Here is a 3,488-nt window from a genome sequence, read left to right on the forward strand (position 1 = left end):
GCTGCAACTGCTGCTGGCGGGCCTGGCGGTCGGCTACCTGCCGCTGACGCTCACCCCCGGCACGGTCCCGATGACGCTGCTCTCCGGTGTCGCGGGCCTGTTCCTGGCCCCGGCGCTCGCCTGCTCCTTCGTCGTCGTCGACCGGCACGCGCCGCGCGGTACGGCCACGGAGGCGTTCTCCTGGCTGGTGACGACCTTCGGTTTCGGCGCCGCGGCCGGCACGGCGATCAGCGGCCCGGCCGTCGAGCACGGCGGCGAGACCGGCGGCTTCGCGGTCGTCGGAGCGGGCGGTGCGGCGGCGCTGCTGGTGCTGACCGGCTTCGTCCGGGTTCTGGCGCGGACCGGCCCGCCGGCCCGGCCGGTCGAAAAAGATCGAATCGGCGGAGCTGCACCCGGTTTCGAAACAGAGCGACAGGCGTAATGTTCAGTCATGGACCGCCGCATTTTCGGGCTTGAGAACGAGTACGGCGTCACGTGCACGTTCCGGGGGCAGCGCCGCCTGTCCCCGGACGAGGTGGCGCGCTACCTCTTCCGCCGGGTCGTCTCCTGGGGCCGCAGCAGCAATGTCTTCCTGCGTAACGGCGCACGCCTGTACCTGGACGTCGGCTCGCACCCCGAATACGCAACTCCCGAGTGTGACAACGTCATCGAGCTGGTCACCCACGACAAGGCCGGCGAGCGCATCCTTGAGGGCCTCCTCGTGGACGCGGAGCGCCGCCTGCACGAGGAGGGCATCGCCGGCGACGTCTACCTCTTCAAGAACAACACCGACTCCGCCGGCAACTCCTACGGCTGCCACGAGAACTACCTGGTGGCCAGGCACGGCGAGTTCTCCCGGCTCGCCGACATCCTCATCCCGTTCCTCGTCACCAGGCAGCTCATCTGCGGCGCCGGCAAGGTGCTGCAGACGCCGCGCGGCGCCGTCTACTGCGTCAGCCAGCGCGCGGAGCACATCTGGGAGGGCGTCAGCTCCGCCACGACGCGCTCCCGGCCGATCATCAACACCCGCGACGAGCCGCACGCCGACGCCGAGCGCTACCGCCGGCTGCACGTCATCGTCGGCGACTCCAACATGTCCGAGACGACCATGCTGCTCAAGGTCGGGGCCACCGACCTGGTGCTGCGCATGATCGAGGCCGGCACCGTGATGCGCGACCTGACCCTGGAGAACCCGATCCGGGCCATCCGCGAGGTCAGCCACGACATGACCGGGCAGCGCAAGGTGCGGCTCGCCAGCGGGCGCGAGGCGTCCGCGCTGGAGGTCCAGCAGGAGTACTACGAGAAGGCCGTGGACTTCGTGGACCGCCGGGGCATCCGCACCGGTGTCGTCGAGCGCGTCCTGGAGCTGTGGGGCCGCACCCTGGAGGCGATCCGCTCCCAGGACCTCGCCAAGGTCGGCACCGAGATCGACTGGGTGATGAAGCACCAGCTCATCGAGCGCTACCGGGCGAAGAACAACATCACCCTCTCGCACCCCCGGATCGCGCAGATAGACCTCGCCTACCACGACATCCACCGCCGCCGCGGGCTGTACTACCTGCTGGAGAAGCGGGGCCAGGCCGCCCGGGTCTGCAACGACCTGAAGATCTTCGAGGCCAAGTCGGTCCCGCCGCAGACCACCCGCGCCAGGCTGCGCGGCGACTTCATCCGCCGGGCGCAGGAGCAGCGCCGCGACTTCACGGTGGACTGGGTGCACCTGAAGCTGAACGACCAGGCGCAGCGGACCGTGCTGTGCAAGGACCCGTTCCGCTCCGTGGACGACCGGGTGGAAAAGCTGATCGCCGGAATGTAGGCGGGGCACGCGATGGGGACGGGACCGATGTGATGACGGGGATCCGGGCGCGAAGGCCGTAGAGTGGCCGAAGCTGCCCGGACCCCCTACACGAGTTGGACCCATGACACATCGCAAACTGACCCGCATGGGGGCGGCGCTCGTCGTGCCCGCCCTGCTGTTCGCCGCGGCCTGTGGCTCCGAGGACTCCTCCGACTCCGACAACGGGGGCAAGGCCGCCGCCGTGACCAAGGTCACGGGTGCCTTCGGCAAGGAGCCGAAGTTCGACGTACCGGACGACGCCAAGGCGTCCGACGAGCCGGTCGTCAAGGTCCTCAGCGAGGGCGACGGCGCCAAGGTCGGCAAGGGCGACCAGGTCCGGCTGGACTTCGCCGGCAAGACCATGAAGGACGACCAGGACCTGGGCAGCACCTGGGCCGCGCAGGCCGCGGGGGGCGGCGGCCGGCAGGGCGCGGGCGCCGTGCACCAGCAGCTCATGGGCAAGGTCGGCGAGCCGAACCAGTCGCTGCCGCCGGACGTCCTCGACTCCGTCGAGGGCCACACGGTGGGCAGCCGGCTGCTGGTCGAGGGCACCGCGGGCGCGCTCGTCGGCGAGAGCCTCAACCCCGAGTCGGGCATCAAGAAGAACGACGGCCTGGTCTGGGTCATCGACGTCGCCGGCGCCGGGAAGGTCGACCCCAAGGCCGAGCTGAAGGGCGAGTCCGCCGAGCCGCGGGACGGCATGCCGGAGATCGAGATCCCCGCGGGCAAGGCCGCGAAGATCACCATCCCGGACGGCGCGGACGCCCCGAAGGAGCTGGAGGAGCAGGTCCTCATCAAGGGCAAGGGCGCCGAGGTCGAGGCCGGCCAGGGGCTCGTCGCCCAGTACACCGGCTACGCCTGGGAGGACGGCAAGAAGTTCGACGCCTCCTGGGACAACGCCGGCGCGGCCACCTTCCAGATCGGCACCGGCTCGGTCGTCGAGGGCTGGGACAAGGCGCTGGTCGGCAAGAAGGTCGGCGACCGGGTGCTGCTGGTCATCCCGCCGGACCTGGGCTACGGCAAGTCCAAGGGCCACGAGCTGGAGAAGAAGACGCTGGTCTTCGTCGTCGACATCCTCGGCACGGTCTGACCTGCGCTCCGCGCGCCCGGGCCGGTCCTGAGGCCCGCGGCGCGGGGCGGGGCCGTCGGCCGGCAGGCCCTCCTCGCCGCGCCCCCGGGAGGCGGTGGGACCGCCGCCCCGGGGTGTCTGCGAGACTTGGCAGCCCACTCACCCTCATTCATGCGCGAGGAGTTCTTCCGTGAGCATCGACAAGCCCGAGGTCGACTTCCCCGAAGGCCCGCCGCCGGCCGACCTGGAGGTCCAGGACCTGTGGGAGGGCGAAGGGCCCGTCGCGAAGGCCGGTGACACCGTCTCCGTCCACTACGTCGGCGTCGCCTTCTCCAGCGGCGAGGAGTTCGACGCGAGCTGGAACCGCGGCAAGCCGCTGCAGTTCCAGCTCGGTGCCAGCCAGGTCATCCCCGGCTGGGACCAGGGCGTGGCGGGCATGAAGGTCGGCGGCCGGCGCCGGCTGACCATCCCGCCGCACCTGGCCTACGGCGAGGCCGGCGCCGGCGGCGGCCGGATCAAGCCGGGCGAGACGCTGATCTTCGTCTGCGACCTGGTCGCGGTCTGAGGCACCGTCCGCACGCAGCAGAGCGCAGGGCCCCCGCCGTA

3 protein-coding genes and 1 pseudogene are annotated in these 3,488 nt (G+C 70.9%); all 4 read left to right on the forward strand.

The window, feature by feature from the left end:
* Positions 1–421, forward strand: a pseudogene (locus H5J30_RS22580) (MFS transporter); the annotation flags it as partial.
* Between the two features lie 9 nt (positions 422–430).
* On the forward strand, positions 431–1,792 hold the full coding sequence (gene pafA / locus H5J30_RS22585; RefSeq protein ID WP_181789215.1) for a Pup--protein ligase: 1,362 nt from the start codon (positions 431–433) through the stop codon (positions 1,790–1,792).
* Between the two features lie 127 nt (positions 1,793–1,919).
* Complete coding sequence (locus tag H5J30_RS22590) at positions 1,920–2,903, forward strand: FKBP-type peptidyl-prolyl cis-trans isomerase (RefSeq protein ID WP_181789217.1); 984 nt, start codon at positions 1,920–1,922, stop codon at positions 2,901–2,903.
* A 169-nt stretch (positions 2,904–3,072) separates the two neighbouring features.
* Positions 3,073–3,447: an FKBP-type peptidyl-prolyl cis-trans isomerase gene (locus H5J30_RS22595; RefSeq protein ID WP_181789216.1), complete on the forward strand. Its 375-nt coding sequence runs from the start codon at positions 3,073–3,075 to the stop codon at positions 3,445–3,447.
* The last annotated feature ends 41 nt before the right edge of the window (positions 3,448–3,488 follow it).

Origin of the sequence: Streptomyces phytophilus (assembly GCF_013870535.1) — a bacterium.
In the GTDB taxonomy this organism is placed as follows: Bacteria; Actinomycetota; Actinomycetes; order Streptomycetales; family Streptomycetaceae; genus Streptomyces; species Streptomyces phytophilus.